The organism is Methylophilales bacterium MBRSF5, assembly GCA_001044335.1.
In the GTDB taxonomy this organism is placed as follows: domain Bacteria; phylum Pseudomonadota; class Gammaproteobacteria; order Burkholderiales; family Methylophilaceae; genus BACL14.
Genome location: CP011001.1, coordinates 458,527 through 475,035 on the forward strand (window position 1 = coordinate 458,527; position 16,509 = coordinate 475,035).

General features: G+C 36.3%; 16 protein-coding genes. 11 read left to right on the plus strand and 5 right to left on the minus strand.

What is annotated here, in order from left to right:
- Nucleotides 1–100: 100 nt before the first annotated feature.
- The 11 genes from UZ34_02505 (at nt 101) to UZ34_02555 (ending at nt 12,670) form a co-directional block, all read left to right on the plus strand.
- The gene (locus UZ34_02505) at nt 101–1,270 is read left to right on the plus strand and encodes an O-succinylhomoserine sulfhydrylase (GenBank protein ID AKO64318.1); all 1,170 of its coding nucleotides are present in this window, start codon (nt 101–103) and stop codon (nt 1,268–1,270) included.
- 93 nt (nt 1,271–1,363) lie between these two features.
- Complete coding sequence (locus tag UZ34_02510) at nt 1,364–3,931, plus strand: DNA gyrase subunit A (protein AKO64319.1); 2,568 nt, start codon at nt 1,364–1,366, stop codon at nt 3,929–3,931.
- Nucleotides 3,932–3,987: 56 nt separating this feature from the next.
- On the plus strand, nt 3,988–5,028 hold the full coding sequence (locus UZ34_02515; GenBank protein ID AKO65140.1) for an MFS transporter: 1,041 nt from the start codon (nt 3,988–3,990) through the stop codon (nt 5,026–5,028).
- A complete protein-coding gene (locus tag UZ34_02520) occupies nt 5,025–6,083 on the plus strand; it encodes a prephenate dehydratase (GenBank protein ID AKO64320.1) in 1,059 nt (352 codons plus the stop codon). Before UZ34_02515 ends, UZ34_02520 begins: the two co-directional genes overlap by 4 nt.
- 11 nt (nt 6,084–6,094) lie before the next feature.
- Nucleotides 6,095–7,201 carry an aspartate aminotransferase gene (locus UZ34_02525; GenBank protein AKO64321.1) on the plus strand — a complete coding sequence of 369 codons (1,107 nt, stop codon included), beginning with the start codon at nt 6,095–6,097 and terminating at the stop codon, nt 7,199–7,201.
- Complete coding sequence (locus UZ34_02530) at nt 7,198–8,214, plus strand: 3-deoxy-7-phosphoheptulonate synthase (protein AKO64322.1); 1,017 nt, start codon at nt 7,198–7,200, stop codon at nt 8,212–8,214. The genes UZ34_02525 and UZ34_02530 overlap by 4 nt, the downstream gene beginning before the upstream one ends.
- Before the next feature lie 100 nt (nt 8,215–8,314).
- Nucleotides 8,315–9,229, plus strand: a complete 915-nt coding sequence (locus UZ34_02535) for a pyrroloquinoline quinone biosynthesis protein PqqB (GenBank protein ID AKO64323.1) — start codon at nt 8,315–8,317, stop codon at nt 9,227–9,229.
- Nucleotides 9,230–9,250: 21 nt separating this feature from the next.
- Nucleotides 9,251–9,988 carry a pyrroloquinoline quinone biosynthesis protein PqqC gene (locus UZ34_02540; GenBank protein AKO64324.1) on the plus strand — a complete coding sequence of 246 codons (738 nt, stop codon included), beginning with the start codon at nt 9,251–9,253 and terminating at the stop codon, nt 9,986–9,988.
- Nucleotide 9,989: 1 nt separating this feature from the next.
- Complete coding sequence (locus UZ34_02545; GenBank protein ID AKO64325.1) at nt 9,990–10,271, plus strand: pyrroloquinoline quinone biosynthesis protein PqqD; 282 nt, start codon at nt 9,990–9,992, stop codon at nt 10,269–10,271.
- Between the two features lie 2 nt (nt 10,272–10,273).
- The gene (locus UZ34_02550) at nt 10,274–11,458 is read left to right on the plus strand and encodes a pyrroloquinoline quinone biosynthesis protein PqqE (protein AKO64326.1); all 1,185 of its coding nucleotides are present in this window, start codon (nt 10,274–10,276) and stop codon (nt 11,456–11,458) included.
- Between the two features lie 15 nt (nt 11,459–11,473).
- The gene (locus UZ34_02555) at nt 11,474–12,670 is read left to right on the plus strand and encodes a multidrug transporter CflA (protein ID AKO64327.1); all 1,197 of its coding nucleotides are present in this window, start codon (nt 11,474–11,476) and stop codon (nt 12,668–12,670) included.
- Here the strand turns inward: UZ34_02555 and UZ34_02560 are convergent.
- From UZ34_02560 to UZ34_02580, 5 genes are read right to left on the minus strand one after another with little or no spacing between them, the layout of a single operon-like run.
- On the minus strand, nt 12,653–12,979 hold the full coding sequence (locus tag UZ34_02560; protein ID AKO64328.1) for a ferredoxin: 327 nt from the start codon (nt 12,977–12,979) through the stop codon (nt 12,653–12,655). The two genes, UZ34_02555 and UZ34_02560, sit on opposite strands and share 18 nt — an antisense overlap.
- A 9-nt stretch (nt 12,980–12,988) precedes the next feature.
- Nucleotides 12,989–14,272, minus strand: coding sequence for a sulfate adenylyltransferase (locus tag UZ34_02565; GenBank protein ID AKO64329.1), 1,284 nt, complete (start codon nt 14,270–14,272; stop codon nt 12,989–12,991).
- A complete protein-coding gene (locus UZ34_02570) occupies nt 14,272–15,174 on the minus strand; it encodes a sulfate adenylyltransferase subunit 2 (GenBank protein AKO64330.1) in 903 nt (300 codons plus the stop codon). The genes UZ34_02565 and UZ34_02570 overlap by 1 nt, the downstream gene beginning before the upstream one ends.
- 9 nt (nt 15,175–15,183) lie before the next feature.
- Complete coding sequence (locus UZ34_02575; protein ID AKO65141.1) at nt 15,184–15,900, minus strand: phosphoadenosine phosphosulfate reductase; 717 nt, start codon at nt 15,898–15,900, stop codon at nt 15,184–15,186.
- Between the two features lie 20 nt (nt 15,901–15,920).
- A complete protein-coding gene (locus UZ34_02580; GenBank protein AKO64331.1) occupies nt 15,921–16,508 on the minus strand; it encodes a hypothetical protein in 588 nt (195 codons plus the stop codon).
- Between the last annotated feature and the right edge of the window lies 1 nt (nt 16,509).

Below are 16,509 nucleotides of genomic sequence, written 5' to 3' on the forward strand. Positions count from 1 at the left end.
GACTCAGCTTTTTTTTAGATAATGACATCGCGTTGATTTGCACCAGCTTGCTAGCGCAAACATAATTTAGCTAAACTGAGGAATTCTGTTAAACAGAGTTATGAAAAATAAAAATAAAAATAAAAATTTTGAAACTGATGCGGTACGAGCAGGAATTGAACGATCTCAGTTTGGAGAACATTCTGAGGGATTATTTCTTACATCAAGTTTTGTTTTTAAGAATGCACAAGAGGCAGCAAAACGTTTTTCTGGTGAGGAACCAGGGAATGTCTACAGTCGATTTACCAATCCAACAGTAAAAGCTTTTGAAGAAAGGCTGGCATCACTTGAAGGTGCAGAGCAATGTATTGCAACGTCCTCTGGAATGTCTGCAATTCTGGCTGCATTTATGGCTCTTTGTAAACCAGGGGATCATGTGGTTGTATCCAAAAGTATATTTGGTACTTCTGTTCAATTGTTCAATAATTTTTTAGCTAAGTGGGGGCTAAATATTAGCTTTGTTGACCTACCTGATTTGAATGCTTGGGAAGCAGCAACTACAAAAAATACTAAATTTTATTTTTTAGAAACCCCTTCAAACCCATTAACAGAAATTGTAGACTTAAAAAAATTATCTCAATTGGCTAAATCAAAAAAGGTTAAATTAATTGTAGACAATTGTTTTTGTACTCCAGCCTTACAAAAACCAATTGATCTCGGCGCTGACATCATTATTCATTCAGCAACAAAGTATTTAGACGGCCAGGGAAGATGTCTGGGCGGTGCTGTTCTTGGTAAAAAAAGACTAATGAATCAGGTTTATACCTTTTTAAGAAATTCAGGAGTTTCTCTCAGTCCTTTTAATGCATGGGTATTTTTAAAAGGCTTAGAAACATTAAAAATTAGAATGGACCAACAATCTGATAATGCAATCAAACTGGCAAATTATCTTGAAAAAAATAAAAACATTGCAAAAGTTTACTATCCCGGTCTAAAAAGTCATCCACAACATAACACGTCCTTAGCACAACAATCCTCTGGCGGTGCTGTTTTATCATTTGTTGTAAAAGGTGGACAAAAGGCTGCATGGAAAATCATCAATAAAACAAAGTTAATGTCCATCACAGCTAATTTAGGTGATACAAAAACGACCATCACTCATCCAGCGACAACGACTCACTCTCGCTTAACTCAAGAACAAAGAGATGATGCGGGCATTGATAATGGTTTAGTTCGTATCGCTGTTGGGTTAGAACATATTGATGACATTATTGCTGATTTAAACATCTAAAAAACCTACATTCTAAGCCTAATAACCGCCTATAAATGAGCACAGCCGTGCTAAAATGTAATGGAATAACAAACTAATTTTTCAGTCAATATTATGAATCAATTTGCCAAAGAAACTTTACCTGTAAGCCTTGAAGATGAAATGAAAAAATCCTATCTCGATTACGCCATGAGCGTTATCGTTGGAAGGGCACTTCCTGATGTTCGAGATGGATTAAAACCTGTTCATAGACGTGTCTTGTATGCAATGCATGAACTCAGTAATAGCTACAACCGACCATATAAAAAGTCTGCAAGAATTGTTGGTGATGTGATTGGTAAATACCATCCCCATGGAGATACAGCCGCATACGACACTATCGTTAGGATGGCACAAGATTTTAGCTTGAGATACATGCTCGTCGACGGTCAAGGTAACTTTGGTTCCATTGATGGCGACAATGCCGCGGCTATGCGATATACTGAAATTAGGATGTCGAAGATATCACACGAACTTCTCGCGGATATTGATAAAGACACTGTGGATTTTGGGCCAAACTATGATGGATCAGAAAATGAACCATTAATTATGCCTACAAGAATACCAAATCTACTGATTAATGGTAGTTCTGGCATTGCTGTTGGGATGGCAACCAATATTCCCCCTCATAATTTGACTGAAGTAATCAACGCTTGCGTAGAAATTCTTGATAACCCAAACATATCAATTGATGAGCTTTTAAACTTTATCCCTGGTCCTGACTTTCCAACGGCAGGCATTATTCATGGAAATTCAGGAATTAAGGAGGGATATCGAACTGGACGTGGCAGAGTTGTAATGCGGGCCAGAACCCATTTTGAAGAAACTGATAAGGGCAAGAGAGAGGTAATCATTATTGATGAACTTCCTTACCAAGTGAATAAGAAAAACTTACTCGAGAAAATTGCAGAATTAGTCAACGATAAAAAACTTGAAGGAATTTCTGATTTAAGAGATGAATCGGACAAATCAGGAATGAGAGTTGTTATTGAATTAAAAAGAGGTGAAATACCTGATGTAGTTTTAAATAATCTTTATAAACAAACTCAATTACAAGATTCATTTGGAATTAACATGGTGGCATTAATTGATGGTCAACCGAAGCTGTTAAATCTAAAACAAGTCCTAGATGCTTTCTTAAATCATAGGCGAGAGGTCATCACACGAAGAACTGTTTTTGAATTAAGAAAGGCTCGAGAAAGAGGACATATTCTTGAGGGTTTAGCGGTAGCATTAGAGAACGTTGATGAGATGATTAAGATAATTAAATCATCCCCATCTCCATTAGAAGCAAAGACTGAATTAATGCAAAGAGAGTGGAAATCAACCGTTGTATCATCAATGCTTAAGAAAGGTGATGCCACACAATACAGGCCAGAGGGTTTATTGTCAGTCTATGGCTTAAAAGAAAATGGCTATAAGTTATCTGACATTCAGGCACAAGAAATTCTGCAAATGAGACTGCAAAGATTGACAGGTCTTGAACAAGATAAGATTGTTAGCGAATATAAAGAAATAATGGACGTTATTGCCGATTTAATAGATATTCTTAACAAGCCAGATCGTGTAACTACTATTATAAAAACTGAGCTTGAAGAAATTAAAGATACATTCGGTGATGACAGACGAAGTGAGATAGTTGAAAATGCAGAGGATTTGTCAATCGAGGATCTGATTGCACCTCAAGACATGGTAGTGACTTTATCGCATACTGGATATATTAAAGCTCAAGCACTTGATGATTATCGTGCTCAAAAACGAGGTGGTCGTGGTAAGCAAGCTACGGCAACAAAAGATGATGATTTTATAGATCAGATGTTTGTTGCGAATTCCCACGACAATATCTTATGTTTTTCAAGTCGCGGGCAAGTCTATTGGTTGAAGGTTTATGAAGTTCCTCAGGGAAGCAGAGTCAGTCGTGGCAAGCCAATAGTGAACTTATTCCCTCTTATGCCTGGTGAAAAAATTAATGCAATATTAACGGTCAAGGAATTTGTTGATAATGAGTACATATTCATGGCTACAGCCAAAGGAACTGTTAAGAAAACACCTCTATCAGATTTCTCCAATCCAAGAAAATCAGGAATTATTGCCATTAAGTTGGACAATGGGGATTATTTGATTGGTGCTGGAATAACCAAGGGTGAAAATGATATTGTTTTAGTATCTAATCACGGTAAGGCAGTGTGGTTTGGTGAATCTGATGTTAGAAGTATGGGAAGAAACGCCAGGGGTGTGAGGGGTATGAAGCTGACTGATGGCGGTGAAGTATTATCATTGTTAATAGCGGAAAATGAAGCACAGTCAGTTATGGTGGCTACAGAGAATGGCTATGGAAAAAGAACACAGCTGTCAGAGTTTAGAAGATCCGGAAGAGGGACGCAAGGTGTTAAAGCAATCCAAGTGAGCGATAGAAATGGCCAGGTGGTTGGTGCGAAACTTGTTGACGATCATGATGAATTAATGTTAATTACAACCGGTGGAGTTTTAATTAGAACTAGAGTAAGTGAAATACGTGAACTTGGTCGTGCCACTCAAGGAGTAACCCTTATTAATCTTGGTGATGATGAGAAGTTGAGAGGGTTGGAGAAGGTAGCTGAAAGCGAACATCATGATGAAGAGGATGGGGATATAGATTCGTGAGTCATCAAAGTTTAGCAAAGAATCCATGTAAATTTAATTTTTCAGCTGGACCTTCAATGTTGCCATCAGAGGTCATGAAAAAGGCTTCAGAAGAATTCCTTAATTGGAACAACACAGGCATGTCTGTCATGGAAATGTCTCATCGCGGCAAAGAGTACATGTCTATTTTTCGAAAAACTGAACAGGATTTAAGAAAAGTTTTTCAAGTACCAAAAAATTACCACATCTTATTTTTACAAGGTGGAGCAATCACTCAAAATTTTATGGTACCAATGAACTTATTAGATAATGGGACAGCATCTTATGTGGTGTCTGGGTATTGGTCCAAAAGAACTTACAATGATGCACTTGCCTTTCAAAATATTAATTTAGCTGCATCTTCAGAATCTGAAGATTACGTGTCACCACCAGAATTTAGTGATTGGAATTTTTCACAAAATGATAGCTACGTTCATTTCTGTCAGAACGAGACGATTCATGGGGTTGAGTATTTTAATACTCCAACCATTGACGCTCCTTTAGTAGTTGATATGTCCTCAACAATTCTGTCTAGACAGGTTGATATATCAAAATATGGAGTCATTTATGCTGGAGCACAAAAAAATATAGGACCGTCTGGTTTAACGATTTTAATCGTTCGAGATGACTTGCTTGAGCGTTCAAGAATAGATACTCCAACTACTTATAATTGGAAGATTCAGTCAGAAAATGATTCAATGATTAATACTCCTACGACTTATAGTATTTATATGGCAGGTTTAGTGTTTGCATGGCTAATAAGTTGTGGTGGTCTTAGTGAAGTCGAAAAATTAAACATTAAAAAATCAAAATTACTTTATGATTACATTGATAACTCGGACTTTTATTATAATGAAATCAAAAATGATTATAGATCTAGAATGAATGTCCCTTTTAGAATCAGGGGTGATGAATTAACCATGAAATTTGTAGAGGAGGCAGAATCTGCTGGCCTATATCAGTTAAAAGGCCATCGACTGGTGGGGGGTCTTAGAGCTTCTATTTATAATGCCATGCCAATTGAAGGTATTGAAGAATTATTAAACTTTATGAATGATTTTGAGAAAAATAACAAATGAGCAATCTGGATAAATTAAGAATCTCGATTGATAATTTAGATAAAAAAATATTAGAGCTTGTTTCTAAGCGAGCTGACTGCGCAAAAAAAATTGGTACCTTAAAGAAAGACGGGGTTATATATAAGCCTGAGCGTGAAGCACAAATATACAGAAAGCTGATTGAAGAAAATAAGGGACCATTATCCTCGGAATCGATTCGTTCAATTTTCTCATCAATTATTTCAAGCTGTAGGGCACTTGAAAAAAAATTGGCAGTGAGTTTTTTAGGCCCTCAGGGCACATTTAGTGAAGAGGCTGCTATTAAAAGATTTGGTAATAATATTCATTTTGTTCCGGCAGCAAGTATAGATGAGGTATTTAGCAATGTGCAATCAAATGAAAGTCAGTACGGAGTTGTCCCGGTGGAAAATTCCACTGAAGGTGCGGTAAGCCGTACGCTTGATCTACTTCTTAGCTCTGATCTTAAAATATGTGGCGAAGTGATTTTGCCTATTCACCATAATTTGATGGCATCAGTAAGTAATTTAAAGTCTATTAAAAAAGTATATTCTCACGGTCAATCTCTTGCTCAATGTCATAACTGGTTGATGAATCATTTACCAAATGTGGAAACTCAAGTTGTGTTTAGTAATTCCGAAGGTGTCAGGTTAGCAAAAAGGGAAAAGGGAAGTGCAGCTATTGCTAGTGAGAGAGCAGCAAGTTTATATACTTTAAAAGTTATTCGTGAAAATATTGAAGATGAAAAAACAAATACGACAAGATTTCTTATCTTATCTTCACAGGATACGAAGAAAAGTGGTGACGATAAAACCTCAATCGTTGTTGCAACAAAAAATAAACCAGGTGCCATAGCAGATCTAGTTCAACCATTCGCAAAAAACAAAGTAAGCATGACCAAACTTGAATCAAGACCTGCAAAGATTGGTATGTGGGAGTATGTTTTCTTTATTGATTTGGATGGTCATCATGATGATCCTAAGATAAAGAAATCCTTGGCTGAAGTGGAGTCAAAAGCAAGCTTTTTAAAGCATCTTGGTTCCTATCCAAAATATTAAATTTTCATCTAATGACAATACAGTTTTTAAAAAATCTAGATAATATTGAACCGTATATTGGCGGCATGCCAATTGAGGAGCTATCCAGAAAAATTGGCATTCCAGAAGATAAAATTATTAAATTAGCTTCGAATGAAAATCCTTACGGCATCTCGCCTACTGTAAAAAAAGCTCTATTGAAATTTAATGATTATGAGCTATATCCTGATGGATCTGGTTATAAGTTAATTCATAAAATTTCAGAGTATTTCGAGCTTGAAACAAGTCAAATTGTAATTGGAAATGGATCAAATGATATTTTAGAGCTTGCTGCTCGTGTAGTTTTAGATCAAGACTCAGAAGTAATTTTTTCTGAACATGCCTTTGCGGTTTATGGATTGGTTACAAAAGCTATTGGGGCAAGAGAAGTGACTGTGCCTGCTATTGATTATGCTCATGATCTTGATGGTTTTCTCAAACAAATAACATCTAAAACAAAATTGATATTTGTAGCTAACCCCAATAACCCAACTGGAACCTTAGTAGATAAATCATTGTTGCTTAACTTCTTGGAAAAAGTACCAGAGCATATTCTAGTTGTGTTGGATGAAGCTTATGAAGAATATTTAGAAGAAAATCAAAGATCGGATTCGTTTAAATGGTTAAATAAATTTAAAAATTTATTAATAAGTAGAAGTTTTTCGAAAGCTTACGGATTAGCATCTCTTAGAGTTGGTTTTGGAGCTGCCTCAAAAGAAATCATTGCCAAGATTAATCAGATTAGGCAACCATTCAATGTTAATTCAATTGCTCAAATGGCTGCATTATTATCTCTATCGGATGTTGAATTTGTCATAGAAGGTGCAAGAAAAAATAGAGAACAAAAAAAATATTTAGAGAATAGTTTTGATAACCTTGGTATTGAATACATTAAAAGCTATGGAAATTTTATAAGCTTTTCACTCAAGAGTGATGAAAATGCGCGTGGTTGTTATGATTATTTGTTAAATAAAGGTATCATATTACGGCCAATTGCCAATTACGGTATGCCAGAATTCTTAAGAGTTAGCATTGGTACAGAGGATGAGAATAAAATATTTATTAATTGTTTGACTGAATTTATGGGAAAGATTAAATGATAATTGTGATGGATAAATCTGCCACTCAAGAGCAGATTGATAATGTTATCGATAAGATTAAAGACAAAGGTCTAGACGCATCTGTATCAAAGGGTATTGAGAAAACTGTTATCGGCGCTATTGGTGATGAACGCATTCTTGATCCAGAATTACTTGAGTCACTTCCTGGGGTCCAGCAAGCTTTACACATCGTAAAGCCATATAAAATTGTCGCTAGAGAATGGCATAATGAAGACACAATTGTAAATATCAATGGCCACCTACTTGGCGGTGAAAACATACAAATTATTTCTGGTCCCTGCTCCGTAGAAACACCTTCACAAATGGCTGCTGCAGCAAAAGCAGTGAAAGCTGCTGGCGTACGTTTGATGAGGGGAGGTGCATTTAAGCCTAGAACAAGCCCATATTCTTTTCAGGGAATAGGGTTTGAAGGTTTGGATATGTTTAAAGAAGCAGCCAGTGCACAAGACCTGCCCATAGTGACTGAGCTTCTAGATGTAAGACATCTGGATACCTTTCTTGAAAAAGGGGTTGATGTCATTCAAATCGGTACACGCAATATGCAAAATTTTGAGCTTCTGAAAGAGGTTGGAAAAGTACATGTACCTGTTATTTTAAAACGTGGATTGTCCGCAACTATATCTGAGTGGCTCATGGCTGCTGAATATATTGCCTCAGGAGGTAATCACAATATTATTTTCTGTGAGCGAGGTATCAGAACTTTTGAGACATCTTATAGAAATGTAATGGATGTAACTGCAGTACCTGTATTGAAACGTGAAACTCATTTACCAGTAATTATTGATCCTTCCCATGCTGGTGGAAAAGCATGGATGGTTCCATCACTTGCCAGAGCAGCAATAGCTGCTGGAGCGGATGGATTGCTGGTTGAAATGCATCCTACTCCCTGTGAGGCTTGGTGTGATGCTGATCAAGCAATTGACGCAAGTGAGTTAAAAACATTAATGTCTGAATTAACTCAAATTGCGTCCATATTAAATAGAAAAATCTAATTTGATCTCATGAAATCCATGAGTTTTTTTTGCATATTTATGCCTAAGTTTTAAATCGAAAATACTTCATACTCTTCACTTATTTTTTTAAGGGTATTGTATGCATATAAGAGTTCTAGGTTCTGGTGCTGGAGGTGGCTTCCCTCAGTGGAATTGTAATTGTGAAAATTGTAAAGGTTTAAGGCAGCACAACATAAAATCTTCTGCTCGAACACAGTCATCGATCACTGTGAGTAGTAATGGTGAAGATTGGATTCTTTTTAATGCATCTCCAGATATCCGAGCTCAAATTGAGTCATTTCCACCTCTTCAACCTGCAAGGAAAGTGAGAGATACTGGGATTGCTTCAATAATTATTTGTGATGGTCAAATTGATCACACAACGGGATTATTAATTCTTAGAGAACATGATAAACCGTGGGATATATATTGTACAAAGTCTGTTCACGAGGATATGACCACTGGTTTTCCAATCTTTAATATTTTAGGTCACTTTAGGGGAGTTAATTGGCATGAAGTCAAAACTGATCTGAAGCCTTTTGAAATTCCTAAAGCTGATGATCTAGAATTTACTGCAGTCCCCCTAAAAAGTGAAGCTCCACCATACTCACCGCACAGACACAATACAGTCCCCGGAGATAATGTCGGTTACCGTGTTTTAGATAAAAAAACAGGTAAAAATTTATTTTATGCTCCAGGCCTTGGGGTGATTGAAGACCATGTATATGACTTTATGAAAAATGCTGATGTCATTCTTGTGGATGGAACTGTATGGACAAACGACGAGATGTCCCGTTTTGGAATAAATGATAAGTTAGCTAGTGAGATGGGTCATTTGGATCAATCCAGCAAAGGTGGAATTATCGATACGCTCACCTCGCTTGAAAAGCCAAGAAAAATATTGATTCATATTAATAACACAAACCCAATCCTTCGCGAGGACTCTCCTGAGAGGCAAGTTTTGAATTCTCATGGTATTGAAGTGTCTTATGATGGTATGGATATAATTATCTAGATATACAAGAAAGGTTTTTTAATGGAAGCACCATGGAGTAGAGAAGAGTTCGAACAAAAGCTTAGGACCAAGGGTCAGGGTTATCATATTTACCATCCATTTCATGTTGCCATGTATGAGGGCAAACTAAGCAAAGAGCAGTTACAAGCATGGGTGTTAAATCGCTTTTATTATCAGATCAGCATCCCCCTTAAAGATGCAGCAATATTATCAAACTGTCCTGATGTTGAAGCTCGTAAACAATGGATAGTTCGAATCACAGATCATGATGGAACAATGGAAAATGCTTATGGTGGTATTGAAGCCTGGGTCGAATTAGGCAGTGCTGTTGGATTATCCAGAGAAGATGTGGTATCCCTTAAGCATGTTTCACCAGGTGTGAAATTTGCTGTTGATGCTTATGTTAATTTTTGCAAACAACGCTCTTGGCAAGAATCGATGTGTTCTTCATTGACTGAGTTATTTGCACCTCATATTCATCAGCAGAGAATTAGTTCATGGCCAGAAATGTATCCATGGATTGATGAGTCGGGTTTAAAGTATTTTAAAAAAAGATTAACAGAAGCAAGACGAGATGTTGAGCAAGGCTTAAATGTAACGTTGGATTATTTTAGCCAATCACGAGAAATGCAAGAGAAAGCTTTAGATATTCTTCAGTTTAAGTTAAATATTTTATGGGTAATCGCAGACTCAATCATGCTCCAGTCATCAGAAATCACTATGGATGGCAGAGAGTATCTCAAACAACCGGTATATTGATATGACACAACAAATTGAATTATCAGATATTTATAAAATAGCTCCACACCACAGATTCCAATGGGAAGAAGCACAAAATTGTTATGTCATTTTATTCCCTGAAGGAATGATTAAGCTCAATCCAAGTGCTGGTGAAATTTTAAATCTTGTTGATGGTAAAAATAGCGTAGAAAATGTAGTAACTTTATTAAAAGAAAAGTTTAAAGATGCTGGCGACATTGAAAAAGATATTATTTCGATGTTTGAATTTGCTCTTAACAAAGCTTGGATTTCTAAGGAATAATTATGACAACTCTAAATAATGGCGTTGAAGCAAATATCACTCAAACTCAACCGTTATGGTTGTTAGCTGAAATCACATATCGGTGCCCACTCCATTGTGCATTTTGTTACAACCCAACAGATTATGCAGATCATACAAAAAATGAATTGAATACTGATGAGTGGATTAAGGTACTTCGAGATGCCAGAAAAATGGGAGCTTTACAGCTTGGAATTTCGGGTGGCGAACCCCTTTTAAGAGACGATATTGAGGATATCGTTACCGAAGCCAATCAATTGGGATACTATTCTAATTTAATCACTTCTGGCGTTGGTTTAACAGAAAAGAGAATTGATGCCTTTAAGGCAGGTGGGTTAGACCATATTCAGTTATCTATGCATGACATTACCGAAGAGATTTCTAATTTTGTTACTGATACAAAAACCTTTAAATTAAAACAAAAAGTTGCAGCGATGATTAAAGATCGTGGCTATCCGATGGTCCTTAATGTTGTTATTCATCGCTATAACATTGGCCATATCAAGGAAATCTTAGAAATGGCCGAGAAGCTTGGTGCAGATTATGTTGAATTAGCTAATACACAGTATTACGGCTGGTCGCTTATTAACAGAAATCAGTTAATGCCTACGAAAGAACAGATCGATGAGGCTGAGAAAATTACTAATGAGTTTAGAGAGTATATTGGCAACAAGATGAAAATCTTTTTTGTTGTTCCTGATTACTATGCTGAAAGACCAAAAAAATGTATGAATGGATGGGGTGAAGTATTTATGATTGTGACAGCTAATGGCGATGTGCTCCCATGTCACTCTGCTAGAGTGCTTCCTAACATTGACTTCCCAAATGTTAAAAATGATCAGCTCAACGAGATTTGGTATGATTCTTCTGCATTCAATAAGTATCGCGGGGATGATTGGATGAAAGAACCTTGTCGATCATGCTCTGAAAAAGAAAATGATTTAGGCGGTTGTCGATGCCAAGCTTTCTTGCTTTCTGGCGATGCGGAAGGTGCTGATCCGATATGTACAAAATCACCTCATAGACATCTAATTGATCAAGCCCTTGAGGATTCTAAAAATGAAATACTTCAGGCGCAACCAATTATTTTTAGAACCGATAAGAATTCAAAAGAGTTAATTCAAGGAGAGCATAAAGAAAGACTTAAAGATTTTAAAGCCATGCCATAAGCTTTATAATGAATCATGTTTTTCCTTAATCCAAGAATTCTCATTCTAGCCTCCTTAACTGCGCTAGCACCTTTCGCAATTGATACTTATCTTCCAGCCTTTGAGGTTATGGAAGACGACCTTGCAACAAATTCTAACTTTATCCAACAAACACTAACTTTTTATTTAGTGCCTTATACCATCATGACGATTTTTCATGGAGCCATATCTGACTCGATTGGAAGAATTAAGACAATTAAATATGGTATGTCACTATTTATTCTTGGTTCAATTGGATGTGTATTTGCAACCAGTATCGAGATACTCTGGATAAGTAGATTAATTCAGGGGGTAGGTGCCGGGGCCGGTAATGTAGTGGCTCGAGCCATGGTAAGGGATCTTTACAGTGGGGCAACTGCACAAAAAGTAATGGCAACAGTTCAAATTATTTTTGGTATTGCTCCTGCTATTGCGCCAATGGTCGGTGGCTTATTGTTAGGAATAAGCTGGCAAGCCATTTTTATTTTTTTGATTATTTATTCAGTCTTAATAACTATTTTTTCAGTCAACTTTCTGCCAGAAACCATTAGTAAGCAGAATCGACTTCCTTTTAATTTTGAATCTGTTTTAAGTAGGTACAAAGATTTGTTGATTGATAAAAATTATATTTTTTTAATCCTCTCTGTTTCATTCAATTTTTCTGCTTTCTTCCTATATGTGTTATCAAGCCCAATATTTTTAATGCAGCATTTAAATCTTAGCTCATCACAATTTGGTTACCTATTTATACCGACGGTTACGGGGATGATACTGGGATCTTTTATTTCAAAAAAAACAGCAGGCATCATTAGTCCAGCAAAAATGTTAAAAATAGCTTATTTATGGATGCTATTAATTACATCTATTAATTTGATTTTCTGTTTATTTTTTCCAAGTATTATATTTATCAATATTGGCTTAATTGCTCTCTACAATATAGGTATGGCGGCTGCAATGCCATTAATTTCAATAAAAGCATTAGATTGTTTCCCTAAGGCGAGGGGGACTGCCGCATCCGGTCAGGCTTTTAGTCAGATGCTAGTCTCATCAGTTGTTGCAGGACTGGTAATACCTATAATATGGGGATCTTTAGCCACCTTGGCTATTGGTATGTTGGTAATCTTCTCTTTAGGATTGATAACAATTACAAAAACTCAGGCGTGGAAGGATCAGGAATTACTCCTCGATGAGTAATTCCCTTTTACCTTCTTTTCCATTAAAAGAATCAGCATCAGGAAGGGGATCTTTTCTTTCAGAGATAATCGGCCAAACCTTTGCTAATTTTGCATTTATTTCAATAAAATCAAGTTGATCTTCGGGTACGTCATCCTCTGCAAAAATTGCTTCCGCTGGACATTCAGCAACACATAAAGTGCAATCTATGCATTCTTCCGGGTCAATTGCTAGAAAGTTTGGACCTTCTACAAAACAATCAACAGGGCAAACATCTACACAATCCGTATATTTACACTGAATACAATTTTCTGTTACTACGTAAGTCATAATTTTCCTTTAATTAATATTGTTTATCATTCCAGCTGCAACTGTATGATTGGTGCTGTCATCGACGATTATAAATGAACCTGTTTTTCTGTTATCAAAATAATTATCGGACATGATAGGTTGAGCTAAAGCAATTCTTATGTTGGCAATATCATTTGTCTCAATTTTGTCAGCCTCAATAGAGGTTAAAGTATTAACGTCTATTTTATCAAATATTGATGATATTTTCGCCTTTGCAATTTTGCTCGTATGCATTATTTTATAAACTCTGCCTTGGTTTAATGGCTCTTCAGACAACCAGCAGATGGTAGCATTAAAGTCTTTGGTTATCGAAGGAGTATTTGTTAGTTCGGTTAACATATCACCTCTTGATATATCAATTTCGTCATTCAGTAAAATTGAAACAGATTGTGGTGAGATAGCCTCATTTATCACTTGATCTCCAATATAAATTGCTTTAATGGTTGATTCTTGGTTGCTTGGGAGGGATTTGATTTTGTCACCCACTTTAATTCTTCCTGATTCAAGGCGTCCCATGAAACTTCTGAAATCATGCAATTCCTTGTTTTCTGAATCTCTTGGCCTACAAACATATTGAACAGGATACCTAAATGCAAGATTGCTATTAGTTGATTGTGAATCCGCGTTCTCTAATATTTCAAGGAGCGTATCTCCCGGATACCAATTCATATTGTCTAACCTTTCAACAACCATGTCTCCGTTGAGGGCTGACATGGGGATAAAGTTTATAGTGAACTGATTATTTTTATTAACAGATATAGCATCGAATAAAGCTTTATACTCTTTCACTATAGAATTGAAAGTTTCTTGATCATAATTGACGAGATCCATTTTGTTTACAGCAACTACAAATTGATTAATGCCTAAAAGTTTTGATAGGTATGTATGCCTCTTGGTTTGAGTAAGAATACCTTTTCTTGCATCAATCAGAATTATTGCAGCCTGAGCTGTTGAGGCTGCCGTAACCATATTTCTTGTGTATTGCTCATGCCCTGGTGAATCAGCAATAATATATTTTCTTGTGGGTGTTGAAAAATAGCGATACGCAACATCGATGGTAATCCCTTGCTCACGCTCTGCTTGCAGGCCATCTGTCAGAAGGGATAGATCAACCGCGCTCAAACCCCGTTTATGAGATGTCTTTTCAATTTGATTTAAAGTGTCAGATAAAATAGTTTTTGAGTCATACAGTAGTCGACCAATGAGCGTACTCTTTCCATCATCCACACTACCACAGGTAATAAACCTCAATAAAGAATCTGTTTTATCCATCAAAAATACCCTTCTTTTTTTCTTTGTTCCATCGACGCTTCAGACATTTGGTCATCTAAACGAGTCGCACCTCTTTCTGAAATTCTTGTTTCAGCTGTTTCAATAATAATTTTTTGCACATCATCGGCTTGACTCTCTACAGGAGCGGTGCAAGTAATATCACCAACTGTCCTAAATCTCACCATTATATTTTCTACAATTTCACCATCTTTAGGGGGCGTCACTTCAGTAACAGGGACTATTGCACCATCACGTCGAATAATATCTCTTTTGTGAGCGAAATAGATAGAAGGAAGCTCTAATTGTTCTCTTTCAATATATTGCCATACATCCATTTCTGTCCAGTTTGAGATTGGAAATGCTCTAATATTTTCTCCTTTATGAGTTATCGCATTGTAAAGATCCCAAAGTTCAGGCCTTTGGTTTTTTGGATCCCATTGTCCAAAACTATCTCTAAAACTCATGATCCTTTCTTTTGCTCGTGCCTTTTCTTCATCTCTTCTAGCACCACCAATGCAGCAGTCAAATTCAAATTCCTCAATAGCCTCCAACAATGTGATGGATTGATATTTATTTCTGGGTTCTAATTCATAATTTAGCTTCACCGTACCTCTTGCCATCGAATCTTCAACTGATCTTACAATCAATCGTTCATTCAGTTCTGTAACTTTTCTATCTCGAAAATCAATGACTTCCTGATAATTGTGACCGGTATCAATATGCATTAATGGAAATGGAAACTTTCCTGGCCTGAAAGCCTTCTCGGCGATTCTTAATAAACATAAAGAATCTTTTCCCCCAGAAAATAAAAGAACTGGATTGCTGCATTGTCCAGCAACCTCTCGCATAATATGGATGGCTTCTGCTTCAAGCCAGTCTAAATGTGATAATTCATTTTGCATTCATTTTCCTTATTTTTTATGTAGCCCACACTCTTTGTGTTCTGGATTTTCCCACCACCACCTACCTGCACGGACATCCTCACCCACAGAAATTGCACGTGTACAAGGCTCACATCCAATACTTGGGAAAAAATGATCATGGAGTTTGTTGTATTGGACATCATTAATTTTGATATATGTCCAAACTTCATCCTCAGTCCAATCGAGTAGGGGACTGATTTTATCAAGATTAAAAGTCGGATCTCTATCAATTAACTTGGTATCTGATCTAGTTATAGACTGCTCGGATCGAATTCCAGTAATCCATGCGTCTTTACCATTTAAAGCTCTCTTTAAAGGCTTGATTTTTCTCACTCGGCAACATTCTTTCCTTGACTCCAAAGAATTATAAAAATCATTGATGCCATATTCGGAAACATAATTTTCAACATCATTTGATGATGGGCTGTACACCTTAATTTGTGTTGAATAATTTTGATTTACTTCAGAGATAAGGTTATATGTTTCTTGATGAAGCCTGCCGGTATCTAGAGTAAATATCTCAATTGGGCTATCAATTTTATTGAGAGCATGGGTAATTACCATATCTTCTGCACCCATACTTGTGGCAAATGTAATCGCCTTATATTGATTTGGAAGTTCACTCATTAATTGCAAGAGTGATTTTTCTTTTTCTGTTACAACATTACGAAGCGACTCAGTGATATTAATTGTCTCAATCTTCATTGGAACCTTATTCATATCGATTATCTTTCATTCCATAACGGCATTTGATTAAGCGTGCCTTGGTAGCTGTATGAAAAATCATCTAGACCAAGTAGAGCTTTTTTTGCATCGTAGCCTTCTTTTATAAGGAAACTATCAAAGCCTGATCGAGCCAAATAAAATAATTGATCTTTAAAGACGTCACCAAGGGCGCGAAGGTCATTCTTGTAGGATAATTTTCTGCGAATTAGATTACCAAGCGAATAAATTCTGCCGTCTGCAAATTTTTCAACATACACACCAACCACTGGAAAACTATTAATATCCTCTTTCAGATGATTGAACAGATCTAATTCGTCATGTGAGTATATCCAGATGCCATATTCCTTATATTTCTTTTTAATTTCATCAGTTTTTAATAAATAAAGACGCAAGGGAACGATTACTTTTTCAGCTTCTGGAAGTGTCACATTATGTAATGTGCCATCGCTCGGAAAATCTTCTCCTGTTAACTTAAATTGAACAACCTTACCAGCTTGTTTTTTTACCTCTTCATTGCTGGTGTCAGGAACTACCCAAAACCAATCATTTAGCACTAATTCTTTATTTTTTATTAATTGTGTATCCATA